Origin of the sequence: Candidatus Cloacimonas acidaminovorans str. Evry, from assembly GCF_000146065.2 — a bacterium.
GTDB lineage: Bacteria > Cloacimonadota > Cloacimonadia > Cloacimonadales > Cloacimonadaceae > Cloacimonas > Cloacimonas acidaminivorans.
Window position 1 is genome coordinate 256,205 of sequence record NC_020449.1, and the last position, 18,757, is coordinate 274,961.

The 18,757-nt window shown below is 43.9% G+C and carries 13 protein-coding genes and 1 tRNA gene; 4 read left to right on the plus strand and 10 right to left on the minus strand.

From position 1 onward, the window contains the following. Positions 1-4 precede the first annotated feature (4 nt). The 10 genes from CLOAM_RS01065 to CLOAM_RS09900 all read right to left on the minus strand — a co-directional run bounded on the left by CLOAM_RS01065 (position 5) and on the right by CLOAM_RS09900 (position 8,071). The gene (locus CLOAM_RS01065; protein ID WP_015423993.1) at positions 5-880 is read right to left on the minus strand and encodes a phage minor head protein; all 876 of its coding nucleotides are present in this window, start codon (positions 878-880) and stop codon (positions 5-7) included. After that, positions 880-2,433 (minus strand): hypothetical protein, encoded by a 1,554-nt coding sequence (locus CLOAM_RS01070; protein WP_015423994.1) that lies wholly within the window; start codon positions 2,431-2,433, stop codon positions 880-882. Before CLOAM_RS01070 ends, CLOAM_RS01065 begins: the two co-directional genes overlap by 1 nt. 200 nt (positions 2,434-2,633) lie before the next feature. Continuing rightward, positions 2,634-3,083: a MerR family transcriptional regulator gene (locus CLOAM_RS01080; protein WP_015423995.1), complete on the minus strand. Its 450-nt coding sequence runs from the start codon at positions 3,081-3,083 to the stop codon at positions 2,634-2,636. Then, a complete protein-coding gene (locus CLOAM_RS01085; RefSeq protein ID WP_044278773.1) occupies positions 3,076-3,327 on the minus strand; it encodes a helix-turn-helix domain-containing protein in 252 nt (83 codons plus the stop codon). The genes CLOAM_RS01080 and CLOAM_RS01085 overlap by 8 nt, the downstream gene beginning before the upstream one ends. A 55-nt stretch (positions 3,328-3,382) precedes the next feature. Beyond that, a complete protein-coding gene (locus CLOAM_RS01090) occupies positions 3,383-4,003 on the minus strand; it encodes a DUF3164 family protein (protein WP_044278774.1) in 621 nt (206 codons plus the stop codon). Beyond that, positions 3,975-4,424 carry a hypothetical protein gene (locus tag CLOAM_RS01095; RefSeq protein WP_015423998.1) on the minus strand — a complete coding sequence of 150 codons (450 nt, stop codon included), beginning with the start codon at positions 4,422-4,424 and terminating at the stop codon, positions 3,975-3,977. The genes CLOAM_RS01090 and CLOAM_RS01095 overlap by 29 nt, the downstream gene beginning before the upstream one ends. Before the next feature lie 16 nt (positions 4,425-4,440). Beyond that, positions 4,441-4,977 carry a hypothetical protein gene (locus CLOAM_RS01100; RefSeq protein WP_015423999.1) on the minus strand — a complete coding sequence of 179 codons (537 nt, stop codon included), beginning with the start codon at positions 4,975-4,977 and terminating at the stop codon, positions 4,441-4,443. 8 nt (positions 4,978-4,985) lie between these two features. After that, positions 4,986-5,684: an ATP-binding protein gene (locus tag CLOAM_RS01105; RefSeq protein WP_015424000.1), complete on the minus strand. Its 699-nt coding sequence runs from the start codon at positions 5,682-5,684 to the stop codon at positions 4,986-4,988. A 10-nt stretch (positions 5,685-5,694) separates the two neighbouring features. Continuing rightward, the gene (locus tag CLOAM_RS01110) at positions 5,695-7,758 is read right to left on the minus strand and encodes a Mu transposase C-terminal domain-containing protein (protein WP_015424001.1); all 2,064 of its coding nucleotides are present in this window, start codon (positions 7,756-7,758) and stop codon (positions 5,695-5,697) included. Next, the gene (locus tag CLOAM_RS09900) at positions 7,745-8,071 is read right to left on the minus strand and encodes a hypothetical protein (protein WP_232502686.1); all 327 of its coding nucleotides are present in this window, start codon (positions 8,069-8,071) and stop codon (positions 7,745-7,747) included. The genes CLOAM_RS01110 and CLOAM_RS09900 overlap by 14 nt, the downstream gene beginning before the upstream one ends. A 658-nt stretch (positions 8,072-8,729) precedes the next feature. Here CLOAM_RS09900 and CLOAM_RS01120 point away from each other — a divergent pair. The 4 genes from CLOAM_RS01120 (at position 8,730) to CLOAM_RS01135 (ending at position 18,734) form a co-directional block, all read left to right on the plus strand. Then, positions 8,730-9,458 (plus strand): XRE family transcriptional regulator, encoded by a 729-nt coding sequence (locus CLOAM_RS01120; RefSeq protein WP_044278775.1) that lies wholly within the window; start codon positions 8,730-8,732, stop codon positions 9,456-9,458. Positions 9,459-10,138: 680 nt separating this feature from the next. Beyond that, on the plus strand, positions 10,139-14,023 hold the full coding sequence (locus CLOAM_RS01125; RefSeq protein WP_015424006.1) for a tetratricopeptide repeat protein: 3,885 nt from the start codon (positions 10,139-10,141) through the stop codon (positions 14,021-14,023). Positions 14,024-14,595: 572 nt separating this feature from the next. Continuing rightward, positions 14,596-18,531 carry a M6 family metalloprotease domain-containing protein gene (locus CLOAM_RS08995; RefSeq protein WP_015424007.1) on the plus strand — a complete coding sequence of 1,312 codons (3,936 nt, stop codon included), beginning with the start codon at positions 14,596-14,598 and terminating at the stop codon, positions 18,529-18,531. Positions 18,532-18,658: 127 nt separating this feature from the next. Continuing rightward, a tRNA-Phe gene (locus tag CLOAM_RS01135) sits at positions 18,659-18,734 on the plus strand. Positions 18,735-18,757 lie beyond the last annotated feature (23 nt).

Here is an 18,757-nt window from a genome sequence, read left to right on the forward strand (position 1 = left end):
AATTTTATATTAGACTAGTACTTGTCCTGCACTTCCAATGAAAAGGCGGAAATGGCGTATGTGCACCGGAGACACCAACTGGGTTCATATCTGAGTCGTATTCGATCTGATCGTCCTTAATCCAAGGCGCGAGGGCTTTGATGTATTCCCGGGCATCATCCAGGCTGTTGGACTTGGTATCCAGAGCCATTAGGTTATCCATCACTTCCAGAGCATCGTTTAAGGGATAGACCTTATCTTGGGTAGCCAGAGCCCGGCAGATGTCACTGGTACGATCATCCAGGACCACCACGAGCTTGTAGTATCGGGCTTTGGCTTTCTTGTAGCCCTGCAACCTTCCAAACTCTCTGATTCTGAGAGCGGTATGTTCGGCCAGTCCCTGCCAGTAGTGGGATGAGCGGTTGGCGAGGTCATTGAACTGGTCTTTGAGGGTATCTGCAAGCATCTCTTTGGTGTATCCCTGTTCAATGGCTTTAGAGAGAGTGTCTGCAAAGTTCTGCCGGACATCAGCTTCAAAGTGATTCCCGATCCAGAACATCTGCTGCTTTTGGATAGTAGAGGAGAGATGCTGATCTTCGATACCCCAGAGCCCGATACTGGTCTTGGTAGGGGCTTGCACTTGGGTGTCTCTCAGTCCGAGCCGCACACAGCGGTCTATAATCGCTTTGGTAGGTTCATTGACCAGGGCTGCGAAGTCATCTCCCAACTGGGTATTGATGATGCCCATAAGCTTATCTATTGAGCTCTGGTTGAGTTTCTCAGCTCGGGGCATGTCACTCAGCATTTGAATGGCGAGTCTGGCTGCATCCTTGATCTCGGTCTTCCAGGCATTATTGAGGACCCGGTAGTACTCAAGCATGAGCTTATCATAGTAATTCATCAGAAAGAGAACCTCCGAACCTTAACTCTGTTCCTTCCAATATCGTACTCAGAGAAGCGTTCCAGACAGCCAGCCAGAGCGTCACAGCCATCGATATAGCCATCAGGATAGGTGAGGAATTGGCTGATGAGAGTAGGAGTATCCTGCCCCTCCGGAAACAGCACTTTGGCTGTCTCGATGATGGTCTCGGTTCGTTCTATACGCAGGTTCTTGTTATCTTTATTATCGATCCGCTTTATTCTGTGCGATATTGGTGGCAGATGATTGTCAGTAGCCCACCTGTCGAAGTCAGCGAGAATACGTGCCTGTCCGTAAGTGGTCTCACAGGCTGCTCTGGCTTTCACTCGGTAAGTGCGATCAAGCTCCTGATAGGCATCATAGTAGTATCTGAAGAACTTGGTATTCTCAGTCTGACGTATCCAGACGTGGATCACATAGAAGCGATTACCATCGTAGCCTATGGAAATGATGGCTTTGTAACAGCCCTTCTCTCCCCAGGCAGGATCGGCATAAAGCCAAACCCGCTTCATCTGGGATGGCTCAGGTAGAGATCTATACTTGGTAAACCAGTGGTTCTTGAAGATGTTACCTTCGATTACCGGCTGTCCCAGCATTTCTCTTTGATAACCAGTCATCCCAAACTTAGCTCGTAAGTTTGGCAAAGTGGCAGTAGGGTATTGATCCTCCCAGGTGGACTTGCCCTGCTGATCTTCGAGAGAGAAGCGCAAAATCGTTTTTTGATGCGTTTTCAGGACTGACTGGTATCCTAAGTCCAAATCGGGATTATCAGCCCGCATTTCGCTTAATATGAGTTCCTGAAACTGGCAGATGGCATAGTTGGGATGCACCAGGTTACCGAGCCAGATTATCTTGCCGTTTCCCTCAGGTGAGAGTGCTCCGGCAAGCTCCTGGGTGATCTTCTCCATCCGTCTCCTACCGATGGACTGGTTACCCATGTTCTCTTCTTTATCGATATCATCACAGACGATCAGTCCGGGACGTTTGGCAGTCTTAGGATTGATGGTTCCACGATGGCTCTGCTTGATACTTCTGGCTCTGATCCTTGCCTTGTTCTTGAGATAGAAGTCCAGATCAAAGCTATCCATTGGCTGTAGCTCCGGATAGTCCATTGTGAGCCGCTTATTGTTATGCAGTTCATGAAGGGTAAACGCAGTGCGTTCCTGCGCCAGATCTATGTCTGCGGCGGTATGGATCACATAGCGCTCACCTTTGATGATCATCCAGATCGGATAGACCACTCCCATAAGAACCGTTTTGCCCAGCCCACGAAAACCGGTGATAGCGATGATGCCTGAGTCATTATCAGTCTCATCGAACATAGTCTCGTGCGCTGGGCAAAAAGGTAGGGGGAAGATATGCGGGAAATAGGTATGGCAGAAGAACGAGAAAGCATCCCAACCCTCAGCAGTTGTCTTCCTGATCCTCTCTGCCTTGGCTTCAGGATTATCGTCTATAAAAGGCAAGACGGAGATCGTCTTGGATGCGATCTCCGCCAGTGCTTTGTTATGCCGCTGAATGAACTTCTTAGGCATAACCGGGTAACCCCCAGAAGCCCAGGGGGACGGGCGTCGGGGACCCGGAGGTCGGAGGAACGACCTTGTCGGGCTGTTGGCTTGGAGGATGTAGGTAGGTAGGAAGGTTCAGCGGAGTCGGAGGCAACGGCTCCGCTGTTTGGAGGGTTTGGAGGGTAGGTAGGTTGTGTATGGAAGCAACCATGTCCGTGGCTGTAAATTTATCCATTTCTAACTCTTAAGTATTCTGCAAGATCAAGGACTATGCCCTGGAACTGCTTAAGCAGGGTCTCGTATCCTTTCTCAATCATGAAGTCGGTAACCTGATCCAGGAAGCGTACGATATAGTCGTTCAACTCCTTGGATGGCTGCCGATCCTTCTGATCCTGCTTCATCATGCTCACCAGGCTTTGGATGGCTGTGTCGGCAGGATTCTTGGCATACTCCCGGAGCGCTTGAATGAGTGCCTTCTTGCGGGCGATGGCGATCTCGTGGTCGAGTTGGTTCTCTTCTTTAAAGAGCTCGTCCCACTTACCGCTCTTGATCCACTTGCGGACGGTGATATCGGAGACTCCGAAGATCACCGCCAGCTCAGTGGGTTCGGTCTTACCGTTCAGATAGGCTTCTTTGCAGTTGTCCCGCTTGATGCGGAACTCACGGCTATTACTCATACTCAGGGCGTACCTTGTGCTTTGTCAGGTAGTCGTTCAAGTCTTTTCCGGCACAGCGCAGCTGTCCGTTATCTTTGGTTCTAAAGGCAGGCAGAGGATCGAGGATATCCCTGATCCAGCGATATACGCTGGAACGGTCAACCCGGAGGATATCGGCTATCTCATCGGGACGGTAGTTGCGTTCATCGTTGAAGATACTCATTGTCTCTAAAACCTCTGCAGTTTTGGTATTCATAGGTGCCATTATTCATTCTCCTGTACTTTTATCAAATTGAGATGCATTACCTTGCCACTGTTTCTTACAGAGAAGGGAAGTTAAGGATAATCTGGCAGAACTTGCCTGATTCGTCACGTTCATAGAAGTTGATGTACTGCTTGGTAGCAACTACCTGGATGGCCTGGTCGATCAGCTCCATAGCTTCCTTCCAGGTTTGATCCTTGATGTTGTAGCGGCGCAGGCGCAGGATACGGTATTTGGCGATTTCACCTTTCTTATCGACCTGAAATGCCTCGCTGATGATGGCTCGGAGGTTGACATTGGAGTCGGCTGACCAGGCTTTGATGCACTCATCGATCTTCTGCTTGGCAAGTTGGAGTTCGATGCCGAACTGGATGCGTTCCTTGAATCTGATCTCAACTCTATATTTGCCGTCAAAGCTGTTGAGGACGGCATTGCCCTTCCAATCCAGTCCGTTCTTTTCGGCTACCTGCTGGAGATAGAGCTCCACATCTTCAAAGAACTGGTTCTTATCTGCTACTATGCGGTCATGCAGCTTGATCGCCCGGTTAATGGTCTTGGTTACGATGGCATCCTGCTTGAGGATCTCCGGCCTGATGATTGAGACCGGGATGCTCTGTCCGTTAGCGTCAACTCTGGTGGGAATGGGCTTCTTAGCCCTGGGGGTTTTGGGGGTGTCCATTAGATATCTCCTTCTTGGTTGTATTTTTGGTTTTCTTTTCATTCTGTTTGATGTAGTTCTGCAGCATAGCGATGACCGCCCTGCGTTCCTTCTGGTTGAGTAGGTTCCAGTGGCTTTTGGAATAGTGTTGGATGGTAAATGCCCGTAGCTGGGACTCGGTCCAGCCCGCAGTCTTCATGAGATAGAACATATACTTGCCCTGACGGTCGAAAGTAAAGATTTGGGGTCTGCCATGCTTACGGTACTTAAGCAGGAGTGCCTTCAACTCAATTAAGCGATCCTCCGGCAAAGCCCTAAGTGATTCGCCATAGCCCAAGCCCTTGATGATGAACTTGAATGCTTCAAGCGGCCAGTGGAACTTCTTGACCCGGAGGCCATGTATCTCTTGGCGTAGTTTTCGTTCTCGCTGTTCCTGAGTCATAGAATGCCCTCGCTCTTTACTTGTGGTTAGTAGTTTTGGTAGTTTTTTTACGGCGTCTCTGAGGCCGAATGCCGCACTCGGCCCGCTTCTCGCTAATGATGCCTTTCTTGATCACCGAGCCGACTTTGCAGATCATGTTTATGTCCTTGGTATAATAACCTGACTTACATATACCCACCGCATCGACTGAGATCAGTGCCTCCAGGTACTTAAAGGCCCACTGGCGGCTGCGCTGCATCTTGGAGGCCAATTGTCGGATGCTCTTTATTTGGTTCTTTTCAAGCAGGAAGCAGATATCCTGGCAGGCTTTAAGGTCGAATGCCCAGTTACCGCAGTAAATGGTTGCTACATTGATATTATAGCGACCCCGGTTGGTTACATAGATATCCTCGTATTTGGATACCTTGCGGATCACATTGCCTGTAAGGAGTTGGTTAAGGCGCTCCTGAACCACATCCCGGTCTACTCCGGTGCACTCACAGATCAGATCTAAGTTGAAGTAGCTGACGAAGCGGTCTACGAAGTGGTCGATTATAATGCTTTGCTCGTTCATAATGCCCCCTAAATATGGTTCATGGCTGGGATGGGATTGATTTTACTTCTGACTTCAAGCATGTGCATGATCTTGATGGCTTTCCTAAGGTTCCCGGCTGCGTTGAAGTGGATGTAATTGACCAGGGACTCCGGGCAGGGAATATTCATCAGTTCGGTGCCCAACATTCTAATATCATCCTTGCTTACCGCTTCGAACTCGTAGAAGTAGTTACAGCGGTCAAAGTAGTAAGCATTAATCTGGTTAAGCCTATCCATGGCGTTCTGCATGCCTACCAGGATCACCACTGCTAATGTCTCATCCACCAGATCTCTGACCGATCCGAGTAACTGAGGATAGCGGAAGGCGTAGTCGATCTCATCAATGATGATGACGGTATCCTCATTATCGAGGAGCAGTTGGATACATTGCTTGTAGATGTTGTTGGTAGTACCCACGGGGAGATAATCACCCCTCCCCAGGCTTCTGTACAGGTTCTGGAGCAGTTCCTTGGCGAAGGTCTTGGGAGTGGTTGTAGCTTCCAGTCTGATATACACATATCCTCGGGCATAGGCAGCACGGCTGGCATAGGTGGTCTTGCCGAGGCCGGGTCTGCCATACAGCATGCCCAGTCCCACCATCTCCAGTCGGGGACGCTTAAGCAGGAAGTCAATGCACTCATCGGCTTTCCGGACATTGTGGATCGGGACAAGTTTACCTTGCTTCATTTATTCCTCCTTATTTGATTCCGATCGTTTTAAGCATTTTCTTGAACTCCTCATTGTCGAAGGGATCGAACTCGCTTGATCCTTCGATAACAGCTTGATTTTGATTGGTGTTGGTCTGTTCAGGTTGACTGGCAGCTATTGCTTTCTCTTGTTCGATTACTATCTGTTCCAGCCTGGCAATCTCCTCTTCTGGACCCGGGGCGGGAGCTTCGATCATAGGTGCTTGAAGGAAGGTAGGATTGTTATCAGCGGGGATCTCGTTCATATAGCTCTTGAGCAGCTTATCTACCGATTCCTGATTACTGCGCACAAAGCTCTGGGTCCGCTGTTCGGTCAGCTGCTGCAGCTTCTTGATCTGGGCATATTCCTGGCGATATTCCTTATGCGATTTGCTGTTCTGCATATCGGCCTGGATGAACGGATGCTGAGCCTGGCGCAGAGAAGCCTGGCAGATAAAGACATCCGCCTCGTCATAGACCAGTACCCATCTCGCATCAGCCAGATCGTATCTGATCACCACCGGCTTACCTATGTGATCCACTAGGGCAGGATGCCAATACTTCAGTTTGTTCAGCACGATGCCCTCGTTGCGGATGGCTTTACGTTCTACACTCAACATCATAAAGTTGAGCTGAGAGGGATTGACCAGCCTATCCTGCGGCTTGGGAGCCGAGTTGAACACCTCCCAGGGTTTGCGGTTATCCAATCCCCGGTGAGGGGTGATACCATATACATATCTGATATAGTAGCCGATCATCTGCATCGCTTCTTCAGTAGTGGGTGGCTCGCAGGTATATAGCTTCTTGATCCACTTCTCGTTACGCATCAGAGTGGCAGGTTTATCGGCTATATTGGCTCCCCGGAAGCTGCTGATGAAGCGTTCAAACTGCTCCTGGAAGGTCCGGAAAAACCGCTCGATGATCTTGGCTTTGGCATTGTAGCTTTCGGCGAACTGAGCTCTGATTCCTAACTTGGGGAAGATGCCACCTAATTCCTTGGCCAGGTCATGCCCTTCCCACTGCTCGTGGAACAGCTTGCTCTTGAAGGCCTTGCCATTATCAAGATAGACATACTGAGGCAGGGCTCCCCAGTTGAGGAAGCCATTGCGGAAGGCAGCTTGGATGTGCTGGCTGTCCTCGGTGAAGGCGAGAGTGGCACCCACTGGATATCGGGATGCCCAGTCGAAGACCATGATCATAGTCATGCGTTGTGCTTTCCCAGTCTTGGGATTGAGGATATCGAAGGCCAGGGTATGTCCATCGGCTACCCAGACTTCGCCCACACTCAGCAGTCTGCTGTCCCGGTGGATGGTCTTAATGATGTGCTCAGCTACGAACTTGCTGCCCCGCCTGGCTTGCTCCCACATTGCCAGGTTGTCATCCCGCCACTCTTCGACCCAGCGTCTAAGCGTTGGTACCGAACTGGGTGAGTCGATCAGTCCGGACTCGGCTTTGGCTTTTAGGAACTTGAGAGCACTGCCGATGCTGATCCGGTTGGGATGCAGCAGGATCGCCAGCAGCACCTTGCCTTCCAGTTCGGTGATCTTACGTTGCCGTTTCTGATAGCGGTTGCCATGCAGGAGGGCATACATATCCTGCTTGCTCTGTTCATATCGTTCCAGCCAGATGCGTAAGGCCCGTTCAGTTCGCTTTCCTTTCAAAGCATAGAGTTCCGGAGCCAGGCTACCGTTATTGTATTCCTTAGTGAGCAGTTCCCACTCCCGTCCTTTGGACTCGCTATGCTGGAGCCGCTCCAGCACCGTGGTGCAGAAGTAGCCCATCAGCTTGGCTTCGTTATCGCATTTGACTGGTACCCGCTCTTGAGGAGTAAAGTCGATGAACTCATCCTCAGGATCATTGGGAGCGCTTGGCTCATCTTCCAGAACGATACTGTCGTCAAGTATGTTGCTATCAGTCGCTGTGACAGCCGGAACTGGCACTAGTTCCGATTTTGGTTTGATCTCCTGGTCTTTCCCAATCTGGTTGAGCAAATCCTGCTTACCCTTCCAATCAGGATAGATGCTCTGATAGAGCTCCGCGTAGGTCAGGGGATCGATTTCATCATAGATGCTCATGCTTGTCCTCCTCGCTGTATTTGTAGATCAAAGCGCTGTGCAGGTCTTTGCCATCCACCTTGAGAGTGATCTCAATAAAGCCGGCAGGCACCAGGTTCCTGGCCCGGCAGTCTGCCATCTCCTTGATATATAAGGAAGGCTCGGTCAGCAGGAAGGTCTTCATAACCTTATAGCCATCCTGCTCGACCAGATGCTTGTGCACTTCGATTCGGTTGCGCTTGATATAGCGCCATACGGTGCGGGTGGAGCAGCTCATCAACTCCGCTGCCCGCTCCACGGTCAGCCAGACTGACCTAATCTTGTTCTTGCTCATGTTCAGCCTCTGCCAATAATTCTCTGGTACCGGTAAGACCACTGTGACACTTCCACTCCGGTGGCGTGTCACAGAGGTCAAATAATCTGTCACAGTGGTAGCCTTTTTCTGTCCTGGCGATCTGTCACAGCGTTCAACGTATCTACTGATCAGCATCGGCGGCTTTTTTCTCCGATGGGAAGGGTGTGTGACACCTCCACTCCGGTGGCGTGTCACAGAGGTCGGATAATCTGTCACAGTGGTGCCCTTTTTCTGTCCTGGCGATCTGTCACAGCGTTCAACATATCTACTGATCAGCATCGGCAGCTTTTTTCTCCGATTGGAAGGGTGTGTGACACGTGTCACAGAGGTCAGTGTGTCACAGAGGTCATCCTTGATCCAACTTTCTCCGGGCTCGTAACTGGTCGCTTTCATAAGCACCTCCCCTTAGTTATTGTTGGGTGCTACATAACTGCGTCGCAATAACTTGGGAAGTCCTTTCTGCCAGAATCGACAGGTTTTGAAAACTATCTGATACCAGCGGAAAAATCCACCGCCTAAGCACAACTATATAAATAAGCATTGACAAAAAGATTAGACAATTTATTTTGTCTACGGATGCATAATATTACCCATACGGCAAATGGTCAATGAAAATATTGACCTTATAGGAGGAATAATGGACCCTAATGATATCGGCAGCAGGCTGGGAATGCTGATCAAATCAATGAATTTGAAGCAGTACCAGTTTACCGAAAAATTCGGTATTTCGGCTAATTCTCTGGACCGTTATAAGAACAATGAGCGGTTTCCCGACCCTCAGTTCTTGGCCAGATTGATTGATGCCGGAGTGAATGTGAACTGGCTGTTAAGAGGGGAAGGCAGTATGTTCATCCTGGCTCCCTGGGAGCTTGGAGATGATATCAGGACTACCAAGAAAGTCCAGATAGTGGATGGCAAACCGGTCTTAGTGAATGATTTTGATACCACTTACATCCGCACCTCACTGTTCCCGATCGTGGCGGAAATATCCGCTGGATCACCCATGGATGTTCCCGAAGGCATAGAGCCAGCGGAATCAGTCGAAGTCCCCACTCGCTATATTCCCTACGGTACGGATAGCTACGTGGCCTTCCGCATTAATGGACAGAGCATGGAGCCGCAGATACTCCACGGGGATATTGTCCTCATCAAAAAGCAGATCACCTGGGATGGTTTGGACGGTAAAATCTGTGCCGTCAGATACGAGACCGGCATTACTCTGAAAAGGATACAGTATGATGAGGCCCGCAGGGGTGTTGCCCTCCAACCTCTCAATAAAGACTACCGGATCGAGTTTATAGACGCTGATCAGAGTCAGTGGCTAACGATGATCGGCCCCCTATCACTTCAGTTACGGTTCTATTAAATTTGTAAACTATTTCAAAAAATTTGATGTTCTGAAAATACCTTAAATTGAGGGCAAAATTGAAGGAATCGTGATATCGAAACGTCCAAAAACGTCCAAAAACCACTGTGACACAGTCTAAAGCCAGTCCTATCTATCTCTCCACCCTATAAACAGTTAAGACCTCTGTGACAAGTGATATCGATTTGAAAATTTGGGTGAGAATTTATATTCACCCTTATCAACCCCGATATGATTCCCTTATGATTCCCATATCGTTCCCATATCGCGATATGGGAAGCGTGTGGGAAAGTTTTGGTCAATATAACCGCTAACTGCATCTGCTACAAAAAGATAAAGAAACACAGGAAAAGGTAAATTGAGAGGGCAAGATAGCGAAATAGGAAAGGAGAAAAAAGTAACTGAAAAAAGGATATCATAAACAGGCAAAGCAGTAAGTATCCTGCTGTCAGGTTGATTTATATTTCTGCTTTGCCACTCTGCAAAAAAAATTTCTTTCCTCTTTTCCTTTTTATTTACAAGCTATCATTTTCGGTGTATTCGGTATTCCCGGTTTTGTTTACAAGTAATCATCTTCGGTTTTTTCGGTATTCAGGGTAGCTAAACCAAACCCTAATCTTTTTCCTTGACCTGTAAAGTGGATTTTATAAAAGATAAAAAGGTCTTAAAAGGGAGAAAATATGGAACACTACAGTAAATTATTACCCGGAATGGTGGAATGGACACTGCAAAAAAGAGCAGAAGATAATGTATCGGAAAGTTTTGGTTGCGGTTATCTTTTTGTAGATGTTTGCGATTTTACAAAATTGACAGAAAGCGCTTCTTTGAAAGGACATTACGGAGTAGAAATTATTACTGATATCTTAAACCAGTATTTTGATCTCTTGAACGAAAAAATAATGCAATATGGCGGACAGATTATCAAATTTGAAGGTGATGCCATTTTGGCTGCTTTTCCCGGTAAAGAAGAGATTTGCCTAAGCCAAATGCAGGAATGCTTAAAGGAATTTCACTGGGAACTGCAAGAACTGAATAAACGCCTGAAAAATAAATATGGCAGTGATCTTTCCTATCATAGCAGTATGGGTTACGGTCAATCCAATGTGATTATTCTGGGCAAACCGAATATCCATTATGATTATTTTGTGTATAGTCCCGTAATGCCTTCCCTTTATAAACTCTTTGCCCAAGCGGGAAAAAACGAATGTTTGCAGGTAAAAAGTGGCATAAAAACGAAAAAGAAAGCCGAAATTTATAGAGCTGAACTTCCCCTGCAAGCCGAAAAAAGCTACGATCAAAGTTTCTTTCCTCCGGAAATTTTACAGCGTATTTCTTCCCAAACATTTACCGGTGAACTACGCAATGCCGCTATTCTCTTTATTGGTATTACCGCCGAAAAATATATTCATAAGGGTGACTACAAAACCATTAACAACTACTATTGTACGGTTCAGGAAATTGTTTACCGTCTGGAAGGAATGATTAACAAAATTGACTATACCGATAAGGGTTTGATTTTACTTATCAGTTTCGGCATTTTACAAACCCATATAGATGATATTGAGCGCGCTATTGTCTGTGCCAACCTGATAAATAATATAGAAAGCCCGCTAAAAGCTAAAATAGGGCTCACTTATAGCAATCTCTATGTGGGAGTTTTGGGAGCGAAACAACGCTGTGAATTTGGCATTATCGGCACAGGAGTTAATGTTTCAGCCCGTTTAATGACTTCCGCTAAATACGGACAAATTGTTTTTACCAAGGATATTCTACCCAGTGTGCAAAGCCGTTTTGAAGTCCAATTTTTGCGTAAGGAAAGGGTTAAAGGCATCAAAGACGAATTGTTCTTTTATCGTATCCTGCGTGAATTGCCGGAATTTTTGAGTAGCTATAAAAGGCAGTATCAAAATAAAACCCAGGTTTGCTACCAGGAACAAACTGCTGAAATCATTCAAAAAATAAAGGACAAAAAAATCAATCAAGTGCTTATTTCCGGAGATCATGGCACCGGAAAATCCTTTCTCAGCTGGCAGATATTAAACAATTTCTACGAGGAAAACTATAAAATTGGCATCTTCGTTTTAGATGAATTCAACCATCACGATCCTTTAATCCTGCATCGTAAATTTATCAGTAATGAACTGGAACTGAATGATCCCTTGTCGGAACCCGAAAAACTGCAACAATACCTGGCAGAAATTTTGGCAGAAAGAGATGCGGATATCCTTTTAAACGCTTTAGGACTGCAAAATAAAGAAACTATCTTAACCGATGACAGCGGAAAACAAATTGAATTGCTCTTGCTTTCCCTGCAAAAATCCCTGGACTTGCTGATGCGTGATTTTGACCTTATTTTGCTGGATAATATTCAATGGCTGGATGATCTTTCGGCTCAAATCCTCCAGAAACGCTTGGAAGATGACAACCCTAAATCACAAACTCTTATTTTAACTACTACTAAAGAGATAACAAACTACCAAAACAAGGCAAATGCCAAAACGGAATTTATCGGTTTAAGGGAATTGAATCGGGAAGAAGTAATAGCCCTGATTCGCTCTCAAATCCCTAATATCACTTTTCAGGCAGTGGATTATATCTACAATTTGGCAGGAGGAAATCCGCGGTTTATTACTGAACTTTGTTCCCAAATACTTTCCAGTTTCCCCGATCCTGATATGCTGATTACGGAATCTAATATTTATGATATTCAAAATAAGGGTCTTTTACCCTATAATGTAGAAAATCTTTTTATCGTTAAATATGAGTCATTAAGTCAGGAAGCCAAGGACATCCTAAAAAAGGCATCCATTATAGGTAAGGGCTTTACCTTGAATGAAATTTTTGAAACCCAGAGTGGAATAAGCCAAAATGAAATAATACCCGTAATTTCAGAACTGCAAAATAATGAAATTATAGATATTACAACCCTCTCTCCAGAAGTTCAATATCTATTCAATAATGCTCTTATGCGCCAAGCTGTCTATTCTACTATTTTGCTTGGAGAAAAGGTTTCTCTCCATAATCGCATTGCCTCTTTTTATGAAGAAAAATATGGAACACTGGCAAACCGCCACAGTGAATTACTTGCCTATCATTTTCATTTGGGAGAAAATAAGGAAAAAGCTCTGCATTATGCTTTAATAGCAGGCGACCAAAATCAGAAAATAAATAACCACAGTGAGGCAATTTATTACTATCAAATAGCTCTTCAGCATACTACAGAAAGATTGGAAAAAATAGCTATCATCCTTAGTATTGTGGATTCCCAGCTCTATTTAGGCGAAGTGGAAGTGGCTATAGAAAACCTGGAAACTATTGAACCGAAGGAAATTTCCTTTCCTGAACTCCTTAAAAAGTATCATTTTTTGCGCTGCAGGGTCTATTACTTGAACGGTGACTATGAAGGTGTGCTGAAATATCTGAAAAATGTAACGGACTTTGAAGGCAAATATGGAGAACAAATACGCGTTTATCAATTGGACTGCCTTTATCGGCTTTTCCAGATTGAAGATTTTTCTGCCTTGCTGAAGGACTTGAAACAGGAATTTATACAGCAGGCGGCAAAAACCTTGAATGTAAAAGCCAAAAAGCCATCTGTTTCAACTTTGCTTTCCCGTTTTCAGAAAATTCCGGAAGATGAAATTACAGAAGAGCAAAAACACTATCTCTATCTATTGCTGAAACTGGAATCCATAGCGGCAAATCATTTTATTAATACAGGATATTATCAAAAAGCACTAAAGTCCTTACTTTTCCAATACGACCTCGCAAAAGCTCTGAAAGATGACCTCTCTTTACGGATTGCCAGTAGCGGACTGGGAATTGTGTATACACGAATGGGAAATTTGGATTCTGCCTATAAAGCTTATGTGGAAGCAATTAGCATTGCCGATAAAATCAGTGACCGTTTTGGTTTTGCCAAAGTCCTTTCCGATATGGCAACTTTACATCGGCGAATGGGACAACATCAAGAAGCTTTAGATCATTTTCATCGCAGCTTGAAAATCTTTGAATCCTTAGGAAATCTTGTCTTTCAAGGCGTCGTCTTACACGGAATTGGAGAAGTGTATTTGCAGGAAGGACGCGATACTGAAGCATTGAAATATTTTCGTAAAGCCCTGAAAATTGCCCGCCAAAGCAAAGACCTCTTTGGAATTTCTTTTGAACAGGATGCCATTGGAGATATTTTATTTAATTCCGGAAAAATAGCTGACGCAAAGACACAATATTGGAAAAACCTCAAATTACAACAAAAAATTGGCGATAATGAAGGAATTGCCCATACTTACGGTAATTTAGGCAATGTAGCCAGAATGGAAAAAAACCTTCCTCTGGCAATTGAGTATTACACTAAAAATATTAAAATGACAGCTGAAATTGGCGATAAAGACGGACAAGGAAGAGGTTTTTACAATCTTGCTTTGGTTTATGAAGACCTGCAGGACAAGGAAAAAGCAATACAATTCCTACATAAAGCTCTAAAATGCTTTACCCAGGCAGGTTCGGTTAAATTTATGGAGCTGACTAAAAAACGCTTACAGGAAAATTTACAGCAAAACGAGTGATGCAGTGAAAAGTGAAGGGTGAAAAAAAGGGGTTCACGCAGATTTCGCAGATGACGCAGATTAAAAATGGCAGAGGGCTTAGGGCAGAGGGCTTAGGGCTTTGAGAATAATAGGTATGGGATGAACAGGATTATATGGATTATAAGGATAAAAAAATAGTTCTGTAGGAACGACAGATACTAACAAAGGGTTTTTAACCCGGTGAAAGAAAGATGGTAGGTAACATATCTATTTGTAGGAAAATGAGTTCCGTAGGAACGACAGATACTAACAACGGGTTTTAACCCTGAGAAAAAAGTCAAAATTGGTATTTGGTTGGCAGAATTCTTATTTACCACATACAAAACCATTCATTTTTCAGAGTTCTGTGAACTATTTGGCAAATCAGAATTTGCCAACCCATTCGTCATCTACTGCATTATTGGGGATAAAACTGCCATTCTTAACGGGTTTTTTAGGACTTACCGGATTGAAAATTGCATCTTATGGGTTTACAAGGTTCTGATTGACAAATTTATGGTTGAATGTAATCAAGTTTTTTCTAATAGTAAGCATACCCAAAAGGAGATGAAATGCCGAAGCAAAATACTTGTAACAAACTGTTACTTGTGATAATAGCTCTACTATTTGCCTTAAATTTAAAAGCCGCTATGGTTACTAATCTGCCGGTTACCGTTTTTCAACCGGATGGAACAAAACTGGAATTATTGGCAAGTGGCGATGAATATCATAACTGGCTGCACGATAAAAACAATTACACTATTATCAGGCATCCCGTAAGTGGCTACTTATGTTATGCCGAACAAGATAGAGAGAATGTTAAAGCAAGCGATTTAATCGTGGGTAAAGATGATCCTTTTCGTTCTGCTCTTAAGCCAGGAATTAACATCTCTGAAAAAGCATATAAGGAATTGCGCAGTAGCAAGTTTTGGATGCCAGCAGAAAGAGATGCACCAACCACCGGTACAATTAATAACATTGTGATCTTTATCCGTTTTTCCGGAGAAAGTGAATTTGGCCAGGGTATCAGTGTTTATGACGGTTGGTTCAATAACGGAACCAATTCTCAAAAGAATTATTTTCTGGAAGCAAGCTATAATCAGCTTACGGTGAATACTACTTTTTATCCTCCTGCTCAAAATAATCTGGTTGTTTCCTGGCAGGATAGCCATCCGAGAGCTTATTATGAACCCTATAATGCCACTACTAATCCGACAGGTTATAATGGAGATACTGAACGGAGAAACCGGGAATTTACCTTACTTCAAAATGCTGTTGCCGGAATTGCTGCTCAGGTTCCTTCTTCTTTAAATATTGATTCCGATGGAGATGGCAAAGTAGATAATGTTGTTTTTCTCGTTAGTGGAGGGGCTGGTGAATGGAGTAGTTTGCTTTGGCCCCACCGTTGGGCAATTTATGATCGCAATGTATATTTAAACAATAAACGCGTTTACGATTTCAACCTTCAGCTGAAGGATTTTCTTGCCACACGCGGAGTAGGGGTTATTTGTCATGAATTCTTTCATACTCTTGGTGCTCCTGACCTTTATCATTATACCAGTAATGGAATTGATCCTGCCGGTAGCTGGGATTTAATGTGTTCCGATCAAAATCCTCCTCAATATATGACCGCTTTTATGAAATGGAAATATGGAAATTGGATTGCTACTATTCCAACTATCTTCATTGGACAACAATACACCCTAAATCCTTTAACTTCTTCCACAGGTAACTGTTATAGAATAGATTCCAATGATCCTAACCAATATTATGTAGTAGAATTCCGCAAGAAAACAGGCACCTTTGAAAGCAGTATTCCCGGTTCCGGGATGTTGATTTATAGAATTGATACTACTGCCGGAGACGGAAATGCCTCAGGTCCACCTGATGAATTATATATTTACCGTCCCAATGGAACAACTACAGTAAACGGAACTATAAATTCCGCAAATTTTAGTCAGGAAACCGGTAGAACCAGTATTAATAATACAACTAATCCTGCTCCCTTCTTACAGGATGGGAGTGAAGGGAATTTAAATATCTATGCCATCGGTTCTTCAGCAGGAACTACGATGACTTTTTCTTTAGGTGTTCCTACAGTTGACTTTTCAACCAATCCTTACACGGAGAGCTTTGACAGTTCTACTTTTCCTCCAACGGGATGGTATAAACAGACAATTTCCGGGAGCTATGGTTTTGAAAGAGTAACTTCTGGAACAAATCCAACCTGCTCACCTCAAGCAGGAGCAGGAATGATTTGCTATAAAAGTTATTATGCTTCTTCGTCCAATTCCGCAATTTTAGCCACTATGCGGCTTGATTGTTCTGAAGTTCAATTTTACAGCTACGATTTTTCCTTTTATATGTATCGGGATACCGGATATAGTTCCCGGGCAGATAAAATTGAGTTTTATCTGGCAACGCTGCCTGATATGAGCGGAACCAATACTCTTTTAGGAACGATAAATCGTTATACCGGTTTTACACCAACAGTTGCTTCTGCAGGTTGGTATCAGTATTCTTTCAATTTGCCTCTTACATCTTCCGGTTATTACTATATCGTTTGTAAAGCTATCAGTGCTTATGGTAACAATATGTTTTTGGATAGTTTCAGTATTAAAAAAACGGCTTTACCTCCTTCTCCATCAGTATCTCCTTCTCCTGTAAATCTTGCTGAGAATGTAAATGTTTCACCAAATTTTTCATGGGTTAACGGAGGTGGTTATCCCAGCCATTATCTATTTTATTTAGGGACGAATAATCCACCAAGTAATTTAATCAATGGTTTGAATTTGGGCAATGTTCTCAATTACGCATATACCGGAACTTTGAATTACAGCACACAGTATTATTGGAAAGTTGTTGCAGTAAGTGAAGGTGGCTCTGCACAAAACTGTTCTGTATGGAGTTTTACTACTTTTGCTGATCCGCGTATTACTGCTCTGCCATACAGCCAAAATTTTGATAGTGTAACTACTCCCGCCTTACCTTTTGGTTGGAGTACTTATGTTTCTTCAACCGGCAGTTCTGCCTATGTAAAAAACTATTCTTCGCCTACCAATTATGCTTTAAGTCCTCCCAATTGTATTGCTTATAATAATTTCACGGATACAAGCGCAGAGCTTATTCTTATTACCCCTGAGATTTTAACGCCGATAAATATTTTGCGCTTGAAGTTTAATGCCAAGGGTCTTTCAACCGGATATTCATTACAAGTTGGAACTATGAGCAGTCCTAACGGCACTTTTACTTCATTAACTACGGTTAATTTAACCAATACGATGCAACAATATTCTGTGCCTTTTTCCAATTACAACGGAACAGACAGATTTATAGCCATCAGACATAATTTAGGCGGTTCCAATCGTTCTATTTATCTGGATAATTTTTATCTGGAAGAAGAGCTGACTAATGACCTGGCTATAAGTGCTTTGCAGATGAACGGATTAGGAGTTATTGGCGAACCCTTGCAGTTTAGCGTTAGTATTCTTAATAATGGAATTGCAACTCAAAACAGCTATAGTATTCAGTTACTTTCCAGCTCCGGTAAAACAGTGCTGGCAAATTTAGATGTATTGGAACCGCTTGCTCCTGGGCAAACTGCAGTTCATAATTTAACTTGGATACCTGAAACCGAACAAACGCTTTCTGTATATGCTCAAGTAACTTTAATTTCAGATGGTTATACTGGTAATAATACTTCCATACCTTCTCCTATATCCATTGGAAGTTACATAGCTGAAGCGGGAACCACTGCCACAGGCACCAAAACAAATTACCTTCCTCTCAGTTTTAATCAGAAAAACAGTATCAGTGAGACAATTTATCTTGCTTCCGAACTGCAAATGACTGCCGGAATAATTTCCGCTATTGCTTACCATACAAATTTTGTGCAGGATTTATCTCATCAGGCAGTAAAAATCTGGATGAAAAATACCCCTGAGAGTAATCTCAGTTCCGGCTGGCTTTCCTTTGATGAATATGTGCCGGTATTTGATGGTTTTGTAGATTTTCCTGCCGGCAGTAATACCATTATTATAATTTTACAAATACCTTTTCCCTACAATGGAAATAATTTGGCTATCAGGGTAAACAGACCCTTTGATAACTATAATTACAATACCAGTAACCATTTTTATTACACAAATTCTGCCTCAAATCCTGGTCGCAGCCGCTATCTAAGTAACAGTTCTGTAAACTATGATCCTCAAAATCCATCGGCTTTGGGCAGTTTAAGCAATTTTATTCCTGTTACCGGCTTTTCTGTAACTTCCTATATTCCAGCTGTATTAGCTATTCCTCAGCTGCTAATTCAGAAAAACCAACAGGGTGTATTACTTAACTGGAATGCCGTGCCGGGAGCAAATTTATACCGTATTTACACCAGTTCCGATCCTGTGGTCTGGTCTGATATTCCTTATGCCGAATGCAGTCAAACCAGTTTTCTGATTACTAATCCACCGGACAAAATGTTTTTCAAAATTGTAGCTGTTTACCAAGCACCCTGAGTTGTTAAATCCTTATGTGCATTGTTTGGAATAAAATTCTCATTCCCTTTGCTAAATATGTCTATTAATTACATACTATTTTTGGCTTGACAGAAAAAGGGGTTATTTTAGGAAAGTTAAAAAGTGTGGCGAGATAGCTCAGTCGGTAGAGCAGAGGCCTGAAAAGCCTTGTGTCCCCAGTTCGATTCTGGGTTTCGCCACCATTTTTTGTATAGTTCAATTTTTC

Coding starts and splice junctions, on each gene's coding strand:
- CLOAM_RS01065 (WP_015423993.1), bottom strand. CDS start 880: ATGAATTACTATGATAAGCTCATGCTTGAGTACTACCGGGTCCTCAAT.
- CLOAM_RS01070 (WP_015423994.1), bottom strand. CDS start 2,433: ATGCCTAAGAAGTTCATTCAGCGGCATAACAAAGCACTGGCGGAGATC.
- CLOAM_RS01080 (WP_015423995.1), bottom strand. CDS start 3,083: ATGAGTAATAGCCGTGAGTTCCGCATCAAGCGGGACAACTGCAAAGAA.
- CLOAM_RS01085 (WP_044278773.1), bottom strand. CDS start 3,327: ATGGCACCTATGAATACCAAAACTGCAGAGGTTTTAGAGACAATGAGT.
- CLOAM_RS01090 (WP_044278774.1), bottom strand. CDS start 4,003: ATGGACACCCCCAAAACCCCCAGGGCTAAGAAGCCCATTCCCACCAGA.
- CLOAM_RS01095 (WP_015423998.1), bottom strand. CDS start 4,424: ATGACTCAGGAACAGCGAGAACGAAAACTACGCCAAGAGATACATGGC.
- CLOAM_RS01100 (WP_015423999.1), bottom strand. CDS start 4,977: ATGAACGAGCAAAGCATTATAATCGACCACTTCGTAGACCGCTTCGTC.
- CLOAM_RS01105 (WP_015424000.1), bottom strand. CDS start 5,684: ATGAAGCAAGGTAAACTTGTCCCGATCCACAATGTCCGGAAAGCCGAT.
- CLOAM_RS01110 (WP_015424001.1), bottom strand. CDS start 7,758: ATGAGCATCTATGATGAAATCGATCCCCTGACCTACGCGGAGCTCTAT.
- CLOAM_RS09900 (WP_232502686.1), bottom strand. CDS start 8,071: ATGAGCAAGAACAAGATTAGGTCAGTCTGGCTGACCGTGGAGCGGGCA.
- CLOAM_RS01120 (WP_044278775.1), top strand. CDS start 8,730: ATGGACCCTAATGATATCGGCAGCAGGCTGGGAATGCTGATCAAATCA.
- CLOAM_RS01125 (WP_015424006.1), top strand. CDS start 10,139: ATGGAACACTACAGTAAATTATTACCCGGAATGGTGGAATGGACACTG.
- CLOAM_RS08995 (WP_015424007.1), top strand. CDS start 14,596: ATGCCGAAGCAAAATACTTGTAACAAACTGTTACTTGTGATAATAGCT.